This is a genomic window from Collinsella sp. i05-0019-G5, from assembly GCF_042851345.1.
GTDB lineage: Bacteria > Actinomycetota > Coriobacteriia > Coriobacteriales > Coriobacteriaceae > Collinsella.
This window is the reverse complement of the sequence record NZ_AP031421.1, coordinates 1,886,709-1,907,526: the sequence shown is the minus strand read 5'-3', so window position 1 is coordinate 1,907,526 and position 20,818 is coordinate 1,886,709. Positions and strand designations below refer to the sequence as shown.

General features: G+C 60.5%; 17 protein-coding genes and 1 riboswitch. Of the genes, 11 read left to right on the top strand and 6 right to left on the bottom strand.

Features of this window, described 5'->3' with window-relative positions:
• Window positions 1-76: 76 nt before the first annotated feature.
• The 5 genes from ssnA to ACGHIZ_RS08895 all read left to right on the top strand — a co-directional run bounded on the left by ssnA (window position 77) and on the right by ACGHIZ_RS08895 (window position 8,298).
• A complete protein-coding gene (ssnA, locus tag ACGHIZ_RS08915) occupies window positions 77-1,432 on the top strand; it encodes a putative aminohydrolase SsnA (RefSeq protein WP_390447577.1) in 1,356 nt (451 codons plus the stop codon).
• A gap of 150 nt (window positions 1,433-1,582) precedes the next feature.
• Window positions 1,583-4,582: a putative selenate reductase subunit YgfK gene (gene ygfK / locus ACGHIZ_RS08910; protein WP_390447575.1), complete on the top strand. Its 3,000-nt coding sequence runs from the start codon at window positions 1,583-1,585 to the stop codon at window positions 4,580-4,582.
• 11 nt (window positions 4,583-4,593) lie between these two features.
• Window positions 4,594-5,073: a 4Fe-4S binding protein gene (locus ACGHIZ_RS08905; RefSeq protein ID WP_055252516.1), complete on the top strand. Its 480-nt coding sequence runs from the start codon at window positions 4,594-4,596 to the stop codon at window positions 5,071-5,073.
• A gap of 12 nt (window positions 5,074-5,085) precedes the next feature.
• Entirely contained in the window at window positions 5,086-7,863 is a 2,778-nt protein-coding gene (gene xdh / locus ACGHIZ_RS08900; protein WP_390447571.1) for a selenium-dependent xanthine dehydrogenase, read from the top strand.
• Between the two features lie 246 nt (window positions 7,864-8,109).
• On the top strand, window positions 8,110-8,298 hold the full coding sequence (locus ACGHIZ_RS08895; RefSeq protein ID WP_158551323.1) for a hypothetical protein: 189 nt from the start codon (window positions 8,110-8,112) through the stop codon (window positions 8,296-8,298).
• Between the two features lie 102 nt (window positions 8,299-8,400).
• Here ACGHIZ_RS08895 and ACGHIZ_RS08890 read toward each other — a convergent pair whose 3' ends face one another.
• The 4 genes from ACGHIZ_RS08890 to ACGHIZ_RS08875 form a co-directional block, all read right to left on the bottom strand.
• Window positions 8,401-8,619: a hypothetical protein gene (locus tag ACGHIZ_RS08890; RefSeq protein WP_117564167.1), complete on the bottom strand. Its 219-nt coding sequence runs from the start codon at window positions 8,617-8,619 to the stop codon at window positions 8,401-8,403.
• Between the two features lie 51 nt (window positions 8,620-8,670).
• Complete coding sequence (locus tag ACGHIZ_RS08885) at window positions 8,671-9,153, bottom strand: hypothetical protein (RefSeq protein ID WP_117635331.1); 483 nt, start codon at window positions 9,151-9,153, stop codon at window positions 8,671-8,673.
• Window positions 9,154-9,210: 57 nt separating this feature from the next.
• Window positions 9,211-9,666, bottom strand: a complete 456-nt coding sequence (locus ACGHIZ_RS08880; RefSeq protein ID WP_117564169.1) for a helix-turn-helix transcriptional regulator — start codon at window positions 9,664-9,666, stop codon at window positions 9,211-9,213.
• Between the two features lie 572 nt (window positions 9,667-10,238).
• Entirely contained in the window at window positions 10,239-10,661 is a 423-nt protein-coding gene (locus ACGHIZ_RS08875; protein ID WP_117564170.1) for a hypothetical protein, read from the bottom strand.
• Between the two features lie 8 nt (window positions 10,662-10,669).
• Window positions 10,670-10,760, bottom strand: a riboswitch (SAM riboswitch).
• Window positions 10,761-11,029: 269 nt separating this feature from the next.
• On the opposite strand from ACGHIZ_RS08875, the gene ACGHIZ_RS08870 reads away from it, so the two are divergent.
• Window positions 11,030-12,352: an ATP-binding protein gene (locus ACGHIZ_RS08870; RefSeq protein WP_117635330.1), complete on the top strand. Its 1,323-nt coding sequence runs from the start codon at window positions 11,030-11,032 to the stop codon at window positions 12,350-12,352.
• A 37-nt stretch (window positions 12,353-12,389) separates the two neighbouring features.
• On the opposite strand, the gene ACGHIZ_RS08865 is transcribed toward ACGHIZ_RS08870, so the two are convergent.
• Both ACGHIZ_RS08865 and ACGHIZ_RS08860 read right to left on the bottom strand, forming a co-directional pair.
• Complete coding sequence (locus ACGHIZ_RS08865; protein ID WP_390447565.1) at window positions 12,390-13,364, bottom strand: hypothetical protein; 975 nt, start codon at window positions 13,362-13,364, stop codon at window positions 12,390-12,392.
• A gap of 122 nt (window positions 13,365-13,486) precedes the next feature.
• A complete protein-coding gene (locus ACGHIZ_RS08860) occupies window positions 13,487-14,140 on the bottom strand; it encodes a transcriptional regulator (RefSeq protein ID WP_233504054.1) in 654 nt (217 codons plus the stop codon).
• Window positions 14,141-14,417: 277 nt separating this feature from the next.
• Here ACGHIZ_RS08860 and dpaL point away from each other — a divergent pair, with 277 nt between their 5' ends.
• The 5 genes from dpaL (at window position 14,418) to hydA (ending at window position 20,801) form a co-directional block, all read left to right on the top strand.
• Window positions 14,418-15,632, top strand: a complete 1,215-nt coding sequence (dpaL, locus tag ACGHIZ_RS08855) for a diaminopropionate ammonia-lyase (protein ID WP_117583046.1) — start codon at window positions 14,418-14,420, stop codon at window positions 15,630-15,632.
• A 237-nt stretch (window positions 15,633-15,869) separates the two neighbouring features.
• Window positions 15,870-17,255, top strand: a complete 1,386-nt coding sequence (locus ACGHIZ_RS08850; RefSeq protein ID WP_117564174.1) for a YgeY family selenium metabolism-linked hydrolase — start codon at window positions 15,870-15,872, stop codon at window positions 17,253-17,255.
• Between the two features lie 201 nt (window positions 17,256-17,456).
• Entirely contained in the window at window positions 17,457-18,659 is a 1,203-nt protein-coding gene (gene ygeW / locus ACGHIZ_RS08845; RefSeq protein WP_117564175.1) for a knotted carbamoyltransferase YgeW, read from the top strand.
• A gap of 150 nt (window positions 18,660-18,809) precedes the next feature.
• Window positions 18,810-19,421 carry a nucleotidyltransferase family protein gene (locus ACGHIZ_RS08840; RefSeq protein ID WP_390447560.1) on the top strand — a complete coding sequence of 204 codons (612 nt, stop codon included), beginning with the start codon at window positions 18,810-18,812 and terminating at the stop codon, window positions 19,419-19,421.
• A 12-nt stretch (window positions 19,422-19,433) separates the two neighbouring features.
• Window positions 19,434-20,801, top strand: coding sequence for a dihydropyrimidinase (hydA, locus tag ACGHIZ_RS08835; protein ID WP_390447559.1), 1,368 nt, complete (start codon window positions 19,434-19,436; stop codon window positions 20,799-20,801).
• Window positions 20,802-20,818 lie beyond the last annotated feature (17 nt).

Here is a 20,818-nt window from a genome sequence, read left to right as displayed (position 1 = left end):
CCGGTGTAGGCCGGCGCTTCGCACTCCGCCATGTCAGAGGTGTCAAACCCCGCCCCTGATGTTGAAGGGAGCATTCATGCTTCTGGTCGCTAACGGTTCCGTTTTTACCCGCAACGCTCAGACCCCGTTCATTCCCAACGGTGCGGTCGCCATTGACGGAGATACGATCGTCGAAGTAGGTCCCGAGTGCGAGCTCAAGGCCAAGTACCCGGATGCCGAGTACGTCGACGCCCAGGGCAACCTCATCATGCCCGGACTCATCAATTGCCACACCCACATCTACTCGGGTCTGGCTCGCGGCCTTGCCATTAAGGGCTGCAACCCCACCAACTTCCTGGAGAATCTTGAGCAGCAGTGGTGGAAGATCGATGACAACCTGACACTCGACGGCACCAAGGCCAGCGCCTATGCCACGATTTTGGACTCCATCCGCGATGGCGTCACAACGATCTTCGATCACCACGCGAGCTTCTGCGAGATCCCAGGCAGCCTCTTTACCATTAAGGATGCAGCTCAGGAGCTGGGCATGCGTTCGTGCCTGTGCTACGAGGTCTCCGATCGCCGCGGCCAGGAAAAATGCGACCAGGCCATTGCCGAGAACGCCGAGTTTGCCCAGTGGGCCGCCAAGGAGCGTCGCGATAACGACAACCACATGATCGCCGCCATGTTTGGCGGTCACGCCACCTTTACGCTGTCGGACGAGACCATGGATAAGATGGCCGAGGCCAACAACGGCCTGACCGGCTTCCACATCCATGTGTGCGAGGGCATGAATGACGTGTGGGACTCCCGCCTCAACCGCGGTGGCATCAGCCCCGTCGAGCGCCTGCTGCAGCACAACCTGCTGGGTCCCGACACCATGCTCGGCCACTGTATCCACGTGACGCCCGCCGAGATGGACATCGTCAAGGAGTCTGGCACCTGGCTCGTCAACAACCCCGAATCCAATATGGGCAACGCCGTGGGCTGCGCCCCCGTGCTCGAGTTCTTCCGCCGCGGCATCCCCGTGTGCATGGGCACCGACGCCTACACCCACGACATGCTCGAGAGCCTCAAGGTCTTTCTGATCATTCAGCGCCACAACGCCGCCATGCCCAACGTGGGCTGGTGCGAGGCCATGACGATGCTGTTCGAGAACAACGCCAAGATGGCGAGCAAGTACTTCGATCGCAAGCTCGGCGTGCTCGAGGCCGGCGCTGCCGCCGACGTCATCGTCATGGACTACAAGCCCTTTACGCCGCTGAGCGAGGAGAACATCGACGGCCACATGCTCTTTGGCATGATGGGCAAAAACTGCCGTACCACCATCATCAACGGCCGCGTCCTGTACAAGGATCGCGAGTTCGTTGGCATTGATGAGGAAAAGATCAACGCGTGGACCATGGCTGAGTCCAAGAAGCTCTGGAGCACGCTCAACGATCGCGTGTATTAATTCCAATTGGAGATTCACGCGCGTCGGATGTTTCGCCACATCCGACGCGCGTATAGGCGGCCTCCGCGGGGTCGCCGGCGCCGTGCTAGCGCTACACCGTATTTGCGCCCGCCGCGCGGTCTCGCCGGGCGTTACAGAGAGGAGCTCATTATGAGCGACATCATGAGGCCGATCCCGTTTTCGCAGCTGATGAACTGGATCATCGAGGAGCACAAGACCCAGGACGCCATCTTTGGCGTGCGCAAGATGGTCACGACCAACCAGGAGGGTGCGCTTCCCATTTTTGACGAGCGCATCGAGACTCCGTTTGGCCCGGCCGCCGGTCCCAATACGCAGCTTGCCCAGAACATCGTGGCATCCTACGTGGCCGGTTCCCGCTTCTTTGAGCTCAAGACCGTCCAGGTTATGGACGGCGAGGAGCTCTCCAAGTGTGTGAACAAACCCTGCATCGTGGCACAGGACGAGTGCTACAACTGCGAGTGGTCGACCGAGCTCGAGGTTCCGCAGGCCTTTGCCGAGTACGTGAAGGCATGGTTTGCCTGCCACCTGATCGCTCGCGAGTACGGTCTGGGCAGCCCGGACGGCTTTGTCTTCAACATGTCGGTGGGCTATGACCTGGAGGGCATTAAGAGCCCCAAGGTCGACGCCTACATCGAGGGCATGAAGGGTGCCAGCGGCTCCGACGTCTGGAACGAGTGCCGTGCCTGGGCACTCGCCAACCTGGACAAGTTTGAGCATGTCGACGCCGCGTTTGTCGAGTCCATTCCGGCGCGCGTGTCCAACTCCATCACCGAGTCCACGCTGCATGGCTGCCCGCCCGCCGAGATCGAGCGCATCGCGACCTACCTCATCACCGAGAAGGGCCTCAACACCTACATCAAGTGCAACCCCACGCTGCTGGGCTATGAGTTTGCCCGCCAGCGCCTCAACGAGCTGGGCTTTGACTACATCGTCTTCGATGACATGCACTTCCGCGAGGACCTGCAGTGGGCCGACGCCGTGCCCATGTTCGAGCGCCTGATTGCCCTGTGCGCCGAGCACGGCCTGGAGTTTGGCGTCAAGCTGACCAACACGTTCCCCGTCGACGTGACCAGGGACGAGCTGCCTTCCACCGAGATGTATATGTCCGGCCGTTCGTTGTTCTCGCTGACCATCGAGGCTGCCCGCCGCATTACCGAGCAGTTTGACGGCAAGCTGCGTATCAGCTACTCCGGCGGTGCCACGGTCTACAACATCCGTGCCCTGTATGACGCCGGCATTTGGCCCGTTACTCTGGCGACCGACGTGCTCAAGCCCGGTGGCTACGAGCGCTTTAGCCAGATGGCCGGCGAGTTCACCGATCTGGATGGCAAGCCGTTCGCGGGCGTCTCGCTCGAGGCCGTGACTGCGATCCAGACCGACTCGCTCACCAACCCGCTCTACAAGAAGCCGCTGCGCCCGCTGCCCGACCGCAAGGTCGCCGGTAAGAGCCCGCTTTCCGACTGCTTTACCACGCCTTGCCGTACGAGCTGCCCCATCCAGCAGGATATCCCTGCCTATCTGGCGGCTGTTGACGAGGGCCGCTACGAGGACGCGCTCAACATCATCATCGAGCGCAACGCCCTGCCGTTCATTACCGGTACCATCTGCCCGCATCCCTGCGGCCGTGCCTGCGAGCGTGCATTCTACGAGCCCGAGGGCGCCCAGATTCGCGCCAGCAAGCTCAAGGCCGCCCGCGAGGCCATGACCGCCGTGCTGCCCAAGCTGCGCGCCCAGGCCATTGCCAACGACGCCGAGCGCAACGTTGCCGTTATCGGCGGCGGCCCGGCCGGTCTGGCGACGGCGTTCTTCCTGACGCGCGCCGGCGTGCCCGTCACTATCTTCGAGGCCCGCGACTCTCTCGGCGGCGTGGTCCGTCACGTGATCCCCGAGTTCCGTATCGCGAGCGACGATATCTCCCACGACGCCGAGCTCTGCCTGGTCTTTGGCGCCAAGGTTCAGCTCAACGCTCACGTGGAGTCCATTGACGAGCTCAAGGCCCAGGGCTTTACCGACGTGGTCGTGGCCACCGGTGCCTGGATGCCCGGCTCTGCGGGCCTGGGCGAGGGTGCCGAGCTCGACGTGCTGGAGTTCCTCGAGGCCGCCAAGAAGGGCGAGAAACTCGAGCTGGGCGAGGATGTCGTGGTCATCGGCGCCGGCAATACCGCTATGGACGCGGCCCGCGTGGCCAAGCGCCTGACTGGCGTGAAGAACGTGCGCCTGGTGTATCGCCGCACCAAGAAGCAGATGCCCGCCGACGAGGAAGAGCTCGATCTTGCTCTTGCCGACGGCGTTGAGTTCTGTGAGCTGCTGGCGCCCAAGGCGCTCAACGACGCCGTGCTGACCTGCGACGTTATGGAGCTTGGCGAGCCGGATGCAAGCGGCCGTCGCAGCCCCGTCGCCACGGGCGAGACCGTCGAGCTTCCTGCCACCACGGTGATTTGCGCCGTGGGCGAGGGCATCGATGCCAGCCTGTACGACGCCGCGGGCGTCGAGCACGACCGTCGCGGCCGCCTTGCCGCCACCTCCACCGGCGTCGAGGGCGTTTGGGCTGCAGGCGACTGCCGTCGCGGTCCTGCCACCGTGGTCGAGGCTATTGCCGACGCCGCCGAAGTCGCCCGCGCCATCGCCGGCGTGGACTTTAACAAGTACGTCGACTGCAACGAGCAGGCCGGTCGCGAGGACACCTGCTACGAGCGCAAGGGGTCGCTGTGCCGTGACAAGCGCAACTGCACCAAGACCCGCTGCCTGGGCTGCGGCTCGGTGTGCGAGGTCTGCTGTGACGTGTGCCCCAACCGCGCCAACGTGGCAATTAAGGTGCCGGGCCTGGCCAAGCACCAGGTGGTACATGTCGATGGCATGTGCAACGAGTGCGGCAACTGCGCCGTGTTCTGCCCCTACCAGGAGGGTCGTCCCTACAAGGACAAGCTCACCCTGTTCTGGAGCGAGCAGGACATGGAGAACTCCGAGAACGAGGGCTTCCTGGCCGTGGACGAGGATCACTTTAAGGTCCGCGTCGCCGGCACGGTCCGCACCGTCTCGGTCGATGCCGTCAACACCGGTCTTCCCGAGGCCGTCCGCCTGACCATCAGGGCCGTGCGCGACAACTATTCGTACCTTCTTAAGAAATAGGCGAGTCTCTTATGGCCAAATCCATTCAACATAACGTGGCCTACGTTGCCTGCGGAAGCGGCTGTGCTTCCGCAGGCGGCGACGCCCGCTGCAGCGAAGGCTGCATTGGCTGTGGCGCCTGTGTCACGGCCTGTCCCCATGGCGCCATTGCGCTGGTCGATGGCATCGCCCGCGTGGATCGCTCCAAGTGCACGGGCTGTGGCCTGTGCGGCATGGCGTGCCCGCAGCGCGTGATCGCCTTCGTTCCCGGCTACCAGAACATTCTGGTGCGCTGCAACAACACCGATAAGGGCGCCATTGCTCGCAAGATCTGCGACACGAGCTGCATCGGTTGCGGCATGTGCGCTAAAAAGTGCCCTGCCGGCGCTATCCGCATCGAGGACAACTGCGCCCATATCGACGGCGCGGACTGCCTGTCGTGCGGCATGTGCGCCGTCGTCTGCCCGCATGGCGCCATTCACGACCGCACCGGCATCGCCGCCGGCGTGTAGAAGGGAATCACCATGGCACAGGAATTCACTTTTACCGTTAACGGCGTGGAGCGCACAACGACTCAGAACAAGCCGCTGCTGCGCTACCTGCGCGACGACCTGCACATCCATTCCGCCAAGGACGGCTGCTCCGAGGGCGCCTGCGGCACCTGCACTATCCATGTGGACGGCGCGGCCGTCAAGGCGTGCGTACTGACCACTGCTCTTGCCGCCGGTCGCAACATCGTGACTGTCGAGGGCCTGCCCGAGGACGTGCGCGAGGCCTTTGTGTACGCCTTTGGTGCCGTGGGTGCCGTGCAGTGCGGTTTTTGCATCCCCGGTATGGTCATGGCGGGCGCGGCGCTCATCGCCGAGGACCCCGAGCCCACCGAGGAGCAGATCAAGTACGCCATCCGCGGCAACGTCTGCCGCTGCACCGGCTACAAGAAGATTATCGAGGGCATTTCGCTGGCCGCTGCGGTGCTCCGCGGCGAAAAGCAGATCGACGAGGACCTGGAGCGCGGCGACGACTACGGCGTGGGCAAGTGCGCCTTCCGCATCGACGTGCGCAAGAAGGTTCTCGGCGAGGGCAAGTACCCCGACGACATCGACGAGCTCGATCAGCCGGGTCTGACCTACGCCAGCGCCGTGCGCTCCAAGCATCCGCGCGCCCGCGTGCTCTCCATCGATACCTCCAAGGCCGAGGCCCTGCCCGGTGTGGTGGGCATCCTGCGCGCCGAGGACGTGCCGGTCAACCAGGTCGGCCACCTTATCCAGGACTGGGACGTCATGATCGCCCAGGGCGATATCACCCGCTGCGTGGGTGATGCCATTGTGCTGGTGGTTGCCGAGGACGAGGCGACGCTCGAGAAGGCCAAGAAGCTCGTCAGGATCGATTACGAGCCGCTGGAGCCCGTGCGTAACATTGTCGAGGCCAGGGCTGCCGACGCCCCGCGCCTGCACGACAGCTTCTTTGCCTTTGGCAACACGGTGGAGCTCAAGGACAACGTGTGTCAGAGCCGCCATGTGACGCGCGGTGACGCCGCCAAGGCGCTGGCAGAGAGCGCGTTTACCGTGACGCAGCGCTTTACCACGCCCTTTACCGAGCATGCCTTCTTGGAGCCCGAGTGCGCCGTCGCCTTCCCGTACAAGAACGGCGTCAAGGTGCAGTCGACCGACCAGGGTGCCTACGATACGCGCAAAGAGTGCGCCCACATGTTTGGCTGGGATAGCGAACCCGAGCGTGTGGTCGTCGAGACCATGCTCGTGGGTGGCGGCTTTGGCGGCAAGGAGGACGTTTCGGTCCAGCACCTGGCCGCGCTCGCCGCATATAAGTTCCAGCGTCCTGTGAAGTGCAAGCTCACGCGTGCCGAGTCGCTCGCTTTCCATCCCAAGCGTCATGCGATGGACGGCACCTTTACGCTGGGCTGCGACGCCGAGGGCATCTTTACCGGCCTGGACTGCGAGATCAACTTTGACACCGGCGCCTACGCGTCGCTGTGCGGCCCGGTGCTCGAGCGTGCCTGCACGCATGCCGTCGGCCCCTACAAGTACCAGAACACCGACATCCGCGGCTTTGGCTACTACACTAACAACCCGCCTGCCGGCGCGTACCGCGGCTTTGGCGTTTGCCAGTCCGAGTTTGCGCTCGAGAGCCTCATCGACCTGCTGGCCGAGAAGGTCGGTTTGGATCCGTGGGAGATTCGCTACCGCAACGCCATCGAGCCGGGCGAGGTTTTGCCCAACGGCCAGATCGCCGATTGCTCCACGGCGCTTAAGGAGACGCTGCTCGAGGTCAAGGATGCCTATTACGCGCATCCCGGACACGCCGGCATCGCTTGCGCCATGAAGAACGCCGGCGTGGGCGTGGGTCTGCCCGATGCCGGCCGCTGCAAGATTCGCGTCGAGGACGGCGTGGCCGTGGTCTATGCCGCCACGTCCGACATCGGCCAGGGCTGCAACACGGTCTTTTTGCAGGACGTTGCCGAGGCCTGCGGTCTGCCGCTGAGCTGCATCGCCAACGGCGAGTGCTCTACCGAGAACGCTCCCGACTCCGGCACCACGTCTGGCTCGCGTCAGACGGTTGTGGCCGGCGAGGCCGTGCGCGGCGCCGCCTTCTTGCTGCGCGATGCCATGGTTGGCATCGAGGCCGGCAAGCCTGCGCCTACCGCCCCGGTGAGCGCCCATGGCGACGGCGTCAAGATCGAGTACGACGACGGCCGCGCCTATCAGCTGCGCACGCAGGAACTCGTCGCCGGCCAGGGTATGCATCCTCAGGATCCCGCGGCCGCCATCAAGGCACTCGAGGGATGCGAGTTTGGCTACGTGTACCTGGAGCCGACCGACAAACTGGGTGCGGATGTTCCCAACCCCAAGAGTCACATCTGCTACGGCTTTGCCACGCATGTGGTCATTTTGGATGATGACGGTCGCGTGAGCGAGGTCTATGCCGCGCACGATTCCGGCAAGGTGGTCAACCCCATCTCCATCCAGGGTCAGATCGAAGGCGGCGTGCTCATGGGTATGGGCTATGCGCTTACTGAGGACTGGCCGCTCAAGGACTGCGTACCCCAGGCAAGGTACGGTACGCTCGGGTTGTTCCGTGCCCCCGAGATTCCGGATATCCACGCCATCTACGTGGAGAAGGACGAGCTGCTGCCCGTGGCATACGGCGGCAAGGGCATCGGCGAGATCGCAACGATCCCCACGGCGCCCGCCGTGCAGAACGCCTACCGCGCATTTGACGGCAAGCTGCGTCCGGATCTGCCCATGGTGGATACGCCGTACAGCCGCGCTCGTCACCGCGGGTAGAGTAGAGCGCGGACGGCCATTACTGACGGGCTGTCCATGCTCAGCATCAACTGCATACGCTGCGCCTTTGGCCCCGGCTCCATCGCGAGCCGGGGCCTTTTGCTTGGAGCGGAAACTGTGTCCCGGAATAGGCGCTCAGAATGGGATGCGCTTTCCCCTTGGAGCCCTCGGCGGAGATTGCATCCCAGAATCCGCGCCTGGAATGGGACACACGATTGTCCGTGCCCGCATCCCACCATATTCGGGATGCGGGTTTCTGCGCTTTTGTGCATCAGACAAGCAGCTGCTTTTGGCGGCTCTCCCGGGCTGCGCATCGCTTGTGATGTCGATGCGACCGACCAGAGAGTCGGCGCATTGGTCAATCGCATTACAAAAGACAGGTTTATTGAGATTGGTGAACTGACGGCCATGGCCCATACCATTGTGGTTGCCTAGATTGAAAGCTGAGATGGAAAGTGCTTTCGGACAGGAGGGCAATATCAAGCCCCACGTTCCCTGTGGGAAGTGGGGCTTTCAAGGGCTGCTAGTTAATAGTTATTAGAGGTAGCCGTTCAGCCAATCGGGCATATTGGGATCGTCAATGCTCCACGAATCTTCTTCATGCTCGCTTTCTTCCCAGTTGCTTTCGTCCCCATCGAAGAACTTGCGCCTATTACACTTGTATTTGACAACCGTGTCGCCCTCACGGCGGTATTCATTCCAGTAGTAGTTTTGCTTTCCGTATCCGTTCCATTCTTGAGTTCTGTATATGACCATGGTGTCTCCTTTTCGTTTGCGTACGCGGGGCGCACGGTGTATCAGATTTGACTACTGGGCTATGACTTGCGCAATGTGAGTTTTTTTGGCGTTAATGCTCGCAAGTTCGTCGGAAGTAAAAACAAACGGGACAACCGCTTCATCCCATTCGATATTTGAGAAGGTATAACCGGCGCGCGTTACTTTGACTGTTTCTTTCCCAAAGAGTTTGCCGACTTCTGTGAGCTTGTAACCCCAGGGCTCTTTTGTCATCATTCCGCTGGAGACGAGACGCTTGTTAACTGCCTGATTCGAAAGAAGCAAGTCATGTCCGAGTCCCGTTGCAGTCTTCTTGACTCCGGTAAGGTTGACCACTGGCAAGGAGGCCTTTTCTGCTGCCTTAGCAATCGTGGCAACACCTTTGTCTGCGCCGTTGCAAATAGTTTTGAATTTAGGCGTATGGCCCGTTTTCGCGGCAATCGTAATGCTAACGATTGAACTGATTGCCACAAATACACCGATGCCAATCTGGACTTTGTGCTGCTCGAGCCACACGAGGCCTTTGTTCTTTGCGGGCAGATCAGTGTTTTCCGACTCCAATTTCTGTACACCTCATTTCTTGATTGATTTTGCAAGTTGATATGCAAGAGAGCCCAATGCCGGAATCAATGCCGATGAAGCGGGGATTAGGGCGGCGGTGAGAGCGGTTGCTCCAACTATGGCGCTCTGCTTAGTAGCTGCCTCTTGTTGTGTCCCCTTCTCATCCCCTTCTTTAAGGGCATTTTGCATCTTCTCTAGTTTGGGTGCTACTGGTTGGTCAACGAATAGCTGAATTATTTTTGCCAGATCCTCGTTTCCGCTGACGGCGATTTCGTTGTTGAATACCGCCCTGATGGCGAGATAGTGCATCTTCGTCATCTGCGTTTTACCCGTCTCAAGGCTGCTGACGGTTTGCTTTGTTATGCCTAGTTCGTTCGCAAGCCGTTCGCCACTCCAGCCCGCCGCCTTGCGAATGGTTGACAGGTGAGCTTGGAGCCTGCTGACTAGTTCATCATCCGTTGAAGTCATTTCTGCCTCACATATAGTAAAGAATCCTTATTACTGTCAGATATTATATACCCAGTCAGAAATTTAGCAATTACTAAGTGAGTCTTAGTTTATTCGGCTGGCTCCTGAATCTCCTCAGTTTTAAACTGAATTGAAAACGATACCGACGCCGGCGTCTTGTTCTCATGTTTTAAAGGTATGGGCAGGTATTGTTCGACAGACGATGGCCTCGATGCCGATTTCATGCATCCCCTCAGGGGTCATCCGTCCAGGAACCTGTTTTCCATCGTTGCGTGGTCAGCGAGACGTGCAAGGAGCACATCGACCGTATGGGCGGCTGTTATTTCTGCACAGTTGAGAGGGCATCTTGGAAGACGTGTCCATGGCGATTTTGGGAGACGCTAACCGCTTGGATTATAGTGGACGGTCGGTCTTAGAGGCCTATGGGTGGGAGATGTTGTTTCACTTGCCAACGACCGGCCGGGGTCTGGCTTAACCGACGTGGAACGTGATTGCACCATCTGGTAGCAAGTCGAGTTGCAGATGAGTACACCCGATCGTGTGGAATAAGGCTTCAGGAGCGCTCCGCCTGTTTACACCCCCGCAATCCCGCGCGCGGCACTCAGCAGCTCATACTCCCTCTGGCTCCACTGGTGCAGCTTGGCAGCCTCGACGGCATCACGACACAAGTCCAAAAACACCTCGGCGCCCTCGCAGAAGCACTCACGGGCAAAGTCACCCGAGCCGCTTGCGACGCACGAGCCGTCGGCAAAGAGCTTCCAGCTGGACGACTCGCGCGAGTCGTCTCCGAGCAGCTTGATCTGTAGCACGTGCGGGTCGCCGGCAACGCAGAGCTCTTCCTCGAGCACCTGCACGGTAAAGCGCATCTGGTGGGAGAGGCTGCTCTTGACCATGGCCGAGGCATAGCCGTTCGGCTTGTCCAGAAGATGCATTCGTTTTGGCTTGGCTACCAGGTTGTGGAAGTTGCGCTCACTGCGCACGGAGAAATTGTCCATACGGACTCCTTTCATCGATGTTGGCAGGGCCACCGTGCCTCTTGGCCGGTTGGCGTCGGGATCGTGGAGCCAACTCTCTACCCCGACTCTGGATAAAACGCGCCCGCTCCTTGCTGGCACGATGGAGTCTATCAGCGCGCGCGGACACAAATCAAGCGCCGCCTGCGAAATGATGTGCAGACGGCGCTTGATTTCGCCGGCTGCTGTTAGGCTTAAATCCGAAAAAGTGTCGAAATATCCCGTGTAAAAGTACGGAAAAGTATCGTAATACACACTTCAAAATCTCGAAAAAGTGTCGAAATGAGCATCTAGCAACCACGGAAAAGTGTATCCTAATGCTAAAACAGCACGTAATAAGGGGTGCGCTTATGCTACAGAGAAAAGCGAAAGCACAGTTTGAATCTTGGCTTGCCTCGTCGCCTAACAAGGCTCTTTTGGTCAAGGGCGCCCGACAGGTAGGAAAGTCATATTTGGTCAACGTCTTTGCAAATGAATCGTTCGAAAATGTCGTGACGTTCGACCTTATCGCCGACGCGTCCGTGCGCGATTCGTTTTTGGCGGCGAAAAGTGCGGATGATCTGCTTATGCGTATGTCTATTGCTGCAACGCAGCCGATGGTTGCGAACAAGACCGTTGTGGTTATCGACGAGGTGCAGCGATGCCCCAACGTGGTGACGTTTATCAAATATCTGGTCCAGCGCGGCGACTTTCGATACATCCTTACCGGATCGCTCCTTGGCGTTGAGCTCGAGGGCATCGATTCCCTGCCGGTGGGGTATGTCGAGCAGGTCCAGATGTACCCGCTCGACTTTGAGGAGTTTTGCTGGGCAAATGGCGTTGGTGCCAGCGTGTTTGACATGCTCAGGGGCTGTCTAAAGAATGAGGGGGAGCTTCCCGGCTATCTGTATGACCGCTTGCTCGATCTGTTCCATCAGTATGTGGTGGTGGGAGGCATGCCCGACGCGGTCAATTCCTTCTTGGCGACGCGCAATGTCGACGAGGTTCGAAACATCCACCGCGATCTTCACGCCCTGTATCGCGATGACATCGCAAAGTACGCTCCGCCCGAGCTGCGCTTGGTTATTCGCGATATCTATGATCTGATTCCCAGCGAGGCCGGTTCCAAAAACAAGCGATTCAAACTGTCATCGATTAACGGTGTCAAACGTTTTTCGCAGGTGACAGATCATTTCCTCTGGCTATCGGAGGCGGGTGTCGCGCTTCCTGTGTATAACGTAACGGCGCCCGTGGCACCCCTTTTATTGGGGGAGCAACGAAATCTGTTTAAGCTGTTTTACTTGGACACCGGAATGCTTATGTCGTCGTATTCCAAAAGGGTCGCCCAAGGCGTTTTTGATGGGGAGGCAGAAGGCCCCTTTGGCATGAATATGGGGGCGGCATTCGAGGGCTTCGTTGCCCAAGAGCTCAAAGCCCACGGATTTAGATTGCGCTACTTTACGTCCAAAAAGGTCGGTGAGCTCGATTTTGTGGAAGAGACGTTCGATGGGGAAGTGCTCGCCATCGAGGTCAAATCGGGCAAGAGTTTTAAGTCCCACGCGGCGCTCGATAACGCACTGGCAACGAAGGGCTACGGAATCGATCGCGCCCTGGTACTTGCGGAATGTAATCTTCACCGCGATGGTGACGTGCTGTATCTGCCCATCTTTATGGCAGGGCTTTTGGAGCCGTAACGTGCCGCCGACTCTTCCGACCCTCCCTTAGCCCTCGCTACTCGTCGTCCCCGTCGTTGGGGTCGCCCTTGAGGGTGTTGATGTCCAGATACTCGTTATCGTCCTCTTTTTGCTGGGTCTCCGACTCCGCTTGGGTGGGGCCGGAGAACAGCCGGAATCCCTCAAACGCAATGACACCGAGCAGGGCAATGACAATGGCGATAAAGGCAACCTTGACTGCCTGCGGAAATTCCGAGAAACGCAGCGCCTTTTCCTCGGCGTAATAATCGGCGAAGCATTCTTCGCCTGTGCTTTTGGTATACACCGGCGCGGACGCGGCCTCCGGGTCATATTCCGGTGCAGGCGTGGCAGCGTACGGATCGTTGAGATAATCGCTCGATGCGGTGCCATAATCCTCGGTCTCGATGCGACCGTTGCCAGCATAGCCATCGGAATAATCGGAATATGCTGCACCGCCCTCATAGTCCACGGCACTCGTGTTGGCGGCAAAAAGCGGGTTAACTGGAACGTCGAGCGCCGGCATGCCGGTAGAGGTCTCATCCAGATCGGTTGCAGCCCAGGAATCGTAGGCAACCTGATGGGCAACGGGCTCATCGAGCCTTGTGACCGGAGGCTTGCGTGCCGCAGGAACAGGCAACTGCTGGGCGCTGTACATAACGGTGCTGTCGGCCGATTTGCCCTGCGTCGCTGCAGCGAGAAATGCCGCCGTTTCGGACGGGTCGCTTGCGGGGCGGGGAGCGGGCGTGGTCGCCGAAGTGAGTGCGGGCGTCGAAACAGGCGACTGCGCAGGAGTCGGCGCAGATGCGGGCTTAGGCGCAAGTGCGGGATTGAGGCTTGACGGACGAGCCCCGCCGCCCATGAGTTCGTCGGCGGTCCACGGGCGATCATTCATCACGTCGTCAAGGCTCAGCGAAAACAGGTCGTCTTCACCCTCATCGAACATGCGGTGCACATGTCCACCAATTGCCGGAATCAATCCGCGACCGGTGCATGATGCCTTGCTCAACGCCATTCTGTTCCATCCTTCCGAAATACTAATGACATCGATTATATGGAACTTTCCAAGCGGCTCGGTCTTGGATTCATGCTTTCCAGAACTCGCGCCCAAAAGGGGAGGGCAATCCAGGCGAGTGCCTACTTGTCGCCGGCCGCCGCCTTGGCCTCATTGAGGTAGCTATAGAAGCTGTATTTGGAGATGCCAAAGAACTCACAGGCGCGCTCGCTCGACTTGGAAATGAGGAAGGCGCCGCGACGGTCGAGGTAGCCAATGGCGCGAATGCGCTCGTCTTTGGTCATAAGGGCCGCGGGCTTGCCCACAAACTGCTCGCACTCGTGCAGCAGGTCCTCGAGCAGGTCACCGATGTTTTTGGTAATGGGCTCGGGCTCGGTATAGCCCGTGCCGCCGGTGCCGGTAAAGGCGTCGAGCGAACGCTCAAAAGCCTTCATGAGCGTAATGTCAAAGTTGATGCCCAGAATGCCGACGGGCTTGCCCTCGTCGTTGCGGATAAAGATCGTCGACGATTTGAGCAGCTTACCGTCGGTGGTTTTAGTGAGGTACGGCTCGCGGTCGTGTACATCGGTGGCGCCCTCGTGCATGGACTCAAACACGATATGGCTGGGACCGTCACCCAGTTTGCGCCCGCTGACGTGGCCGTTTTCGATCACCACGATGGAGTGGTCCACGTCCTCGGTCTCCAGGTCGTGGACGACGACTTCGCAGTTGGGGCCAAATTGGAGCGCCAGGCCGTGTGCAAGGCGCTTATAAAACTCAATCTGTGACGGGGTCATGGGTGCCTTCCTAAAAATTAGTTTGGGCTCACTGTGCCATAAACCACACTTGACCGCAAACAAATCCATCAACAAGGCAATTCATGACCGTTCGGGGGCGAAAAAGTACCGATTACGGCAACAAACAATTCGTTAGGTATGCCAATCAAAAAGTGTGATAGAACATTACTAACAAACTTTTTGTTTGGCATCCACATAAAAGTTCAGCCGTGTGAATGGGATCGGGCTGAAACGCGTATGCGGGGGCCGGCAAGAGAGGACTTAAGGAGTTCACCGTATGGCCGATAAGATCCAGTGGGCGGGCAACACGATGCCCAAGAGCGATGACAAGCACTTGGGAATCATGAGTCTCGACCACGTGAAGAAGGCCCGTGCCTTCCACCAGTCGTTCCCTCAATATACCGTCACCCCGCTTGCCCGCCTGGACGGTCAGGCTGCGCGCCTGGGTCTGTCCAACCTGTGCGTTAAGGACGAGAGCTATCGCTTTGGCCTCAACGCCTTTAAGGTTCTGGGCGGCTCGTTTGCCATGGCCAACTACATTGCCGACGAGACCGGCAAGGACGTTGCCGACTGCACCTTCGATTACCTGACCTCCGACCAGCTTGCCGAGGACTTTGGCCAGGCTACCTTCTTTACCGCTACCGACGGCAACCATGGTCGCGGCGTGGCATGGGCTGCCAACAAGCTGGGCCAGAAGGCTGTCGTGCACATGCCCAAGGGTTCCACCAAGCCCCGCTTCGATAACATTGCCGCCGAGGGCGCCACGGTGACCATCGAAGAGGTCAACTACGACGAGTGCGTGCGCATGGCCGCCGCCGAGGCCGACGCCTGCGAGCGCGGCGTCATCGTTCAGGACACCGCCTGGGAGGGCTACGAGAAGATCCCGTCCTGGATCATGGAGGGTTACGGCACCATGGCTTCCGAGGCTGCCGAGCAGCTGCGCGAGATGGCTATCAACCGCCCGACGCACGTCTTTGTCCAGGCTGGCGTAGGCTCGCTCGCCGGCGCCGTGGTGGGCTACTTCACCAACCTGTATCCCGATAACCCGCCCACCTTCGTCGTGGTTGAGTGCGCACCGGCCGCCTGCCTGTACAAGGGCGCTGCCGCCGGCGACGGAGATCCGCGCATCGTGGACGGTGACATGCCCTCCATCATGGCCGGCCTGTGCTGCGGCGAGCCCAACATCTTGGGCTGGGATATCCTGCGCAACCACACCACCGCCTTCGTGTCCTGCCCCGACTGGGTCACCGCTCGCGGCATGCGCACCCTGGGCGCTCCCGAGAAGGGCGACCCGCGCGTCATCTCCGGCGAGTCCGGCGCAGTGACCACCGGTCTGGTCGAGACCCTCATGCTCGACCCCGAGTACGCCGAGCTCAAGGAGCTCATCGGCCTGGACAAGACGAGCTCCGTGCTCTGCTTCTCCACCGAGGGCGACACCGATCCGGATCAGTACCGTCGCATCGTCTGGGAGGGCGAGTACCCGACTTGCTAGCAGGCTGACCTGTCCGGAGGCAGCCGGAGGACTTTACTCCCTGCTCGGACAGTCCTGCTCGCACGGAGAGCACATTAAGTGCTCTCCGGCTCGTGCGGAACTCGCGACGGAGCAAAGTCCTCCGTCCGCCTCCTATGGTTGCTTGCTTGCCGGGTGCTCGACCTCACGCTGCTTGGCACAAGTGATCTATCTGAAATATCTACCTGTAGGTAAACCCTTGTAGAAAGGTTGACTGTTATGACTAAGGAACTCGATTTCGAGGCAATTAAAAACGCTGCTGAGTCTCACCGCGCTGACATGACCCGCTTCCTGCGCGCCATGATCTCGCACCCCTCTGAGTCCTGCGAGGAGGGCGAGGTTGTCGCTTGCATCAAGGCCGAGATGGAGAGCCTTGGCTATGACGAGGTCAAGGTCGATGGCTTGGGTAACGTCATGGGCTTTATGGGCGAGGGCGACAAGATCATCGCCATCGACTCCCACATCGACACCGTCGGCATCGGCAACATCGAGAACTGGGATGCCGATCCCTATGAGGGCTACGAGACCGACGAGATCATCTACGGCCGCGGCGGCTCTGACCAGGAGGGCGGTATGGCTTCTGCTACCTACGCTGCCAAGATGATGAAGGACATGGGCCTCATCCCCGAGGGCTACAAGATCATGGTCGTCGGCACCGTCCAGGAAGAGGACTGCGACGGCATGTGCTGGCAGTACATCTACAACAAGGACGGCATTAAGCCCGAGTTCGTCATTTCCACCGAGCCTACCGACGGCGGCATCTATCGCGGTCACCGCGGCCGCATGGAGATCCGCGTCGACGTTCACGGCACCTCCTGCCACGGTTCCGCTCCCGACCGCGGCGACAACGCCATCTACAAGATGGCCGACATCATCGCCGACGTCCGCGCCCTCAACAACAACGGCTGCGACGAGTCGACCGACATCAAGGGCCTCGTCAAGATGCTCGACCCCAAGTACAACCCCGAGCACTTTGAGGACGCCCGCTTCCTGGGCCGCGGCACCTGCACCGTCAGCCAGATCTTCTACACCAGCCCCAGCCGCTGCGCTGTCGCTGACTCCTGCGCCATCTCCATCGACCGTCGCATGACCGCCGGCGAGACCTGGGAGTCCTGCCTGGACGAGATCCGCAACCTGCCGGCCGCCAAGAAGTACGGCGACGACGTGAAGGTCTCCATGTACATGTACGACCGTCCGTCCTGGACCGGCGAGGTCTACGAGACCGAGGCTTACTTCCCCACGTGGATCAACAAGGAGACCGCTCCGCACGTCAAGGCCCTCGTCGACGCCCACAAGGCCATGTTCGGTGACGAGCGCATCGGCTGCGAGCCCAGCATGGACAAGCGCACCGGTCGTCCGCTGTGCGACAAGTGGACCTTCTCCACGAACTGCGTTTCCATCCAGGGCCGCTATGGCATCCCCTGCGTTGGCTTTGGCCCGGGTGCCGAGTCTCAGGCTCACGCTCCCAACGAGGTCACCTACAAGGACGACCTGGTCACCGCTGCCGCCATGTATGTGGCTGCCCTGAACCTCTACGATCCGAGCCAGGCCGATGGCGACGCCACCGTGTTCCGCGCCGGTCTGACCAACAACAAGATCGACTAGTCCCATTCCTTGATCTTGTTGAGCCGGGGGCCGCTCGTGTCCCCGGCACCCCCTGTTGACTTGGGGCCCGCGGTCGTTATCTCCCATGCTTCCTCAACGGTAGCGGGTCCTCGTCATAGCGCTCTGCATGTTCTAGCCACACGCGCATGCCGGAGCACATCTACTCATTGCGATCGTTTCATCTATGGAAAGGATATTTACATGGACGCCAAGTTTACCGAGCTCGTCGAGCAGCTGAACGGACTCGATTTTAAGGGCATGTACGGCAGCGACTTCCTGCACACCTGGGATAAGACCACCGATGAGCTCAAGGCTCTCTACATCGTTGCCGACGCCCTGCGCGAGCTGCGTGAGAACAACGTTTCGTCCAAGATCTTCGACTCGGGCCTGGCCGTCTCCCTGTTCCGCGACAACTCCACCCGTACGCGCTTCTCCTTCTCTAAGGCCGCCAACCTGCTCGGCCTCGAGCTGCAGGACCTGGACGAGAAGAAGTCCCAGATCGCTCACGGCGAGACCGTCCGCGAGACCGCTACCATGATCTCCTTCATGGCCGACGTCATCGGCATCCGCGACGACATGTACATCGGCAAGGGCGACGCCTACATGGCCGAGGTCTCCGAGTCTGTCCAGCAGGCCTACGAGGACGGCGTTCTGGATCACCGTCCCACGCTCATCTCCTTGCAGTCCGACTCCGATCACCCCACGCAGTCCTCTGCCGACATGCTCTACCTCATCAACGAGTTTGGCGGCCTCGAGAACCTCAAGGGCAAGAAGGTTGCCGTCACCTGGGCCTACTCGCCCTCTTACGGCAAGCCGCTGTCCTGTCCGCAGTCGCTGATCAGCCTGCTGCCCCGTTTTGGCATGGACGTCACTTTGGCCCACCCCGAGGGCTACGACCTCATGCCCGAGGTCGTCGAGCGCGCCAAGGGCTACGCCGCCGAGTCCGGCACCACCTTTAAGCAGGTCAACACCATGGCCGAGGCCTTCGAGGGCGCCGACATCGTGATCCCCAAGAGCTGGGCTCCGTTTGCCGCCATGGAGAAGCGTACCAACCTGTACGCGGAGGGCGACGACGCCGGCATCGCAGCGCTCGAGAAGGAGCTGCTCGCTCAGAACGCCACCCATCAGGACTGGTGCTCCACGACCGAGCTCATGGAGAAGACCGCCAACGGCCAGGACACTATCTTTATGCACCCGCTGCCCGCCGACATCTCCGGTGTCTCCTGCGAGCGCGGCGAGGTCAACGCCGACGTCTTTGACATGCACCGCGTGGGCATGTACAAGGAGGCCAGCTACAAGCCGTACGCCATCGCAGCCATGATGTTCCTGCAGAAGGTTGCCGATCCCGCCGCTACCCTCAAGGCCCTCGACGAGCGCAACACCGCCCGTTGGTTCCAGGCCTAAAGCCGCGCTGAGGTAAGCCATGTAAAGGGGGCGCTCTGCCAACCGGCGGGGTGCCCCTTTTTGCATCGTGGGCGTGCGGGATAAGCGCTTTCGATGTAGATGCCCCGCGACGCGAGTTATGGGTACGATGGTTTCAGGGGAGGTATCGCCATGAAACTTGGTTGCGTCATTATGGCTTCGGGCGAGGGCAAGCGATTTGGCTCTAACAAGATGCTCGCCGATATCTATGGCGAGCCGCTGATTGCCCGGACCATTGATTCGGTTCCCCGGGGCTTTGACGTCGTGGTTTCGACGCGTTGGCCCGAGGCCGCTCAGATTTGTGATGACAAGCATTGCCCGTGCGTGCTGCACGATGGCGAGCTGCGCAGCGAAAGCGTCCGTGCGGGCCTTTCGTGGGGAGTCGAACGCAACTGGAAAGGTTGCCTCTTTTTGCCGGGTGACCAGCCGCTCGTGAGTTCGGATTCTTTTGAGGCTATGGTTCGTGCATTTGACGAGCGTGGCCGCAGGCATCCGGTGCGTCTTGCGTGCAACGGTGAGCCTTCGAGCCCGGTGCTCTTCCCAAGGCAACTGTTCCCTTCGCTCATGCTTCTCGAGGGCAAGGACGGTGGTGGGTCGATTCTCAGGGACCGTATCGACGTGGTGCTGGTCGATGCGCGTGCTTACGAACTGTGGGACGTCGATACCGTCAAGGGACAGCGACGCATAACGGAGCATATCGCCGCCTGCTCGTATTTTGATCGCGTGGCCAACTGCATCAATTAATAAGGAGCAATTATGATCATCATCAAAAACGGCGCGCTCGTGACGCCCCAGGGGCTTCGCCGCGCCGATCTTGCCATGGATGGCGATAAGATCGTGCGGATCGCCGCGGCGATTGAGCCGGCCGAGGGCGATACCGTCGAGGATGCCGCGGGCTGCTGGGTGTTCCCAGGCTTTATCGATGGGCACACGCACATGCAGTGCTGGACTGGCATGGACTGGACGGCCGATAGCTTTGAGACCGGCACACGTGCGGCTGCCTGCGGCGGCACGACGACCATTGTGGATTACGCCACGGCCGATCGCGGTGTGACCATGCCCGATGCCTTGGCCGAGTGGCATCGCCGCGCCGACGGAACCTGCACGGCCAACTACGCCTTTCATATGGCGCTCGCCGAGTGGAACGAGCGCAACCGCGCCGATCTCTCTGCCATGCGCGAGGCGGGCGTATCGTCGTTCAAGACCTACTTTGCCTACGATCATTTGCGCTTGGACGATGCCGAGACGCTCGAGGTGCTGGAGGAGCTCAAGCGCGTGGGCGGTATCCTGTGCGTGCATTGCGAGAACGGCACGCTGGTGAACGAGCTGCAGAAGCGCGTGTTTGAGCAGGGTATCCACGGGCCCGAGGGACATGCTCTCAGCCGTCCGGATGTGTGCGAGGCCGAGGCCGTGAGCCGTCTGCTGTATCTGGCGCATCTGGCCGGCGACGCACCGGTCAACGTGGTGCACCTTTCGACCAAGCTGGGGCTCGAGACCATCCGTGCCGCCAAGGCGCGCGGGCAGAAGAATATCTATGTCGAGACCTGCCCTCAGTATCTGATGCTCGACGATACGTGCTACTTGGAGCAGGGCGAGGACGGCTTTGCGGGCGCCAAGTATGTGATGAGCCCGCCGCTGCGCCATGCGGGTGATCGTGCGGCACTGCGCGAGGCGCTTGTGGCCGGCGAGATCGATACGATTGCGACCGACCACTGCAGCTTTAACCTGCACGGGCAAAAGGATCGCGGGCGCGACGACTTCCGCGCGATTCCCAACGGCGGACCCGGTGTGGAGCATCGCCCCGTCGCGATCGCCACGAGCTTTGAGGGACAGCTGGGCCCCGAGGATCTGTGCCGCCTGATGAGCGAGAACCCGGCGCGCGTCTTTGGCATGTATCCGCGCAAGGGCTGTCTTGCCGAGGGCTCCGATGCCGACGTGTGCGTGTGGGATCCGTGCGCGCGTTGGACGATCAGCGCCGCGACGCAGCATCAGGCCGTGGACTACACGCCGCTCGAGGGCTTTGAGGCACATGGCCGCGCCAAGGCCGTGTTTGTGAACGGCGTGCTGGCGGCACGCGACGGCGAGCCCACCGGAGCCCAACCCGGCCGCTACGTGCCCCGCTAACGGGAAGACCGCCGGGG

What these genes read in the sequence shown, in the direction of transcription:
- xdh (WP_390447571.1), top strand. Translation starts at nt 5,086, where the DNA reads ATGGCACAGGAATTCACTTTTACCGTTAACGGCGTGGAGCGCACAACG.
- hydA (WP_390447559.1), top strand. Translation starts at nt 19,434, where the DNA reads ATGATCATCATCAAAAACGGCGCGCTCGTGACGCCCCAGGGGCTTCGC.
- ACGHIZ_RS08860 (WP_233504054.1), bottom strand. Translation starts at nt 14,140, where the DNA reads ATGACCCCGTCACAGATTGAGTTTTATAAGCGCCTTGCACACGGCCTG.
- ACGHIZ_RS08850 (WP_117564174.1), top strand. Translation starts at nt 15,870, where the DNA reads ATGACTAAGGAACTCGATTTCGAGGCAATTAAAAACGCTGCTGAGTCT.
- ACGHIZ_RS08880 (WP_117564169.1), bottom strand. Translation starts at nt 9,666, where the DNA reads ATGACTTCAACGGATGATGAACTAGTCAGCAGGCTCCAAGCTCACCTG.
- ACGHIZ_RS08840 (WP_390447560.1), top strand. Translation starts at nt 18,810, where the DNA reads ATGAAACTTGGTTGCGTCATTATGGCTTCGGGCGAGGGCAAGCGATTT.
- ssnA (WP_390447577.1), top strand. Translation starts at nt 77, where the DNA reads ATGCTTCTGGTCGCTAACGGTTCCGTTTTTACCCGCAACGCTCAGACC.
- ACGHIZ_RS08875 (WP_117564170.1), bottom strand. Translation starts at nt 10,661, where the DNA reads ATGGACAATTTCTCCGTGCGCAGTGAGCGCAACTTCCACAACCTGGTA.
- ACGHIZ_RS08870 (WP_117635330.1), top strand. Translation starts at nt 11,030, where the DNA reads ATGCTACAGAGAAAAGCGAAAGCACAGTTTGAATCTTGGCTTGCCTCG.
- ygfK (WP_390447575.1), top strand. Translation starts at nt 1,583, where the DNA reads ATGAGCGACATCATGAGGCCGATCCCGTTTTCGCAGCTGATGAACTGG.
- ygeW (WP_117564175.1), top strand. Translation starts at nt 17,457, where the DNA reads ATGGACGCCAAGTTTACCGAGCTCGTCGAGCAGCTGAACGGACTCGAT.
- ACGHIZ_RS08865 (WP_390447565.1), bottom strand. Translation starts at nt 13,364, where the DNA reads ATGGCGTTGAGCAAGGCATCATGCACCGGTCGCGGATTGATTCCGGCA.
- ACGHIZ_RS08890 (WP_117564167.1), bottom strand. Translation starts at nt 8,619, where the DNA reads ATGGTCATATACAGAACTCAAGAATGGAACGGATACGGAAAGCAAAAC.
- dpaL (WP_117583046.1), top strand. Translation starts at nt 14,418, where the DNA reads ATGGCCGATAAGATCCAGTGGGCGGGCAACACGATGCCCAAGAGCGAT.
- ACGHIZ_RS08895 (WP_158551323.1), top strand. Translation starts at nt 8,110, where the DNA reads ATGCGGGTTTCTGCGCTTTTGTGCATCAGACAAGCAGCTGCTTTTGGC.
- ACGHIZ_RS08905 (WP_055252516.1), top strand. Translation starts at nt 4,594, where the DNA reads ATGGCCAAATCCATTCAACATAACGTGGCCTACGTTGCCTGCGGAAGC.